This is a genomic window from Brevibacillus sp. YAE8, from assembly GCF_057543335.1.
Map to the genome: position 1 here is coordinate 1 of NZ_BAAIYG010000124.1, position 571 is coordinate 571.

At 31.2% G+C, this 571-nt stretch carries 1 protein-coding gene; it reads right to left on the reverse strand.

All coding sequences use genetic code 11. The features are described 5' to 3' along the window. Positions 1 to 390: biotin/lipoyl-containing protein (locus AC27IT_RS27940; protein WP_487092283.1), on the reverse strand; the 390-nt coding region annotated here is incomplete at its 3' end. Positions 391 to 571: the final 181 nt, after the last annotated feature.

Genomic DNA, 571 nt, shown 5'->3' on the forward strand with positions numbered 1-571 from the left:
CTGATCCTCTTTGATATTCGCTACGATAAATAGATCTTTCATATCTACTTCGGTTGCAATTTGCTGTCCAGCTTGAACCATTTGATTTTCTTTTACATTTGTTTGAATAATTTTTCCATCTGCTGGTACTGTAGCAGCTACAGAGCCTTTTTCAGCTTGAATCTTAGCAATTTCAGCATCTTTTGATACATCATTTCCTTCTTCCACTGTCCAGCTTGCTACCTTACCTGCTGCAGGTGCAACTACGTTGTATACATCTCCAGATACTTTAGCGTTATCCGTTGTAATATAGTTCGATTTTTGAACGTAATAATATCCTCCTCCAATTAATAAAGCTAAAATAACGATGATTCCAATAAAATTTGTTACCATTAAGCGACTTCTAGACATTCATTACTCCTCCTTAATACTTCACTAATAAAATTACTTTTTTATATAGCTTTTTCATAAAGATATTATCTCCATCTATTAGGAGATATGTTTCTTTATAATCATCTATTTGGTTAACCACCTAAATAACTTTATCATAAAGATATTTTTTCGTAAAGATATTAATTTAAAAATAATAACG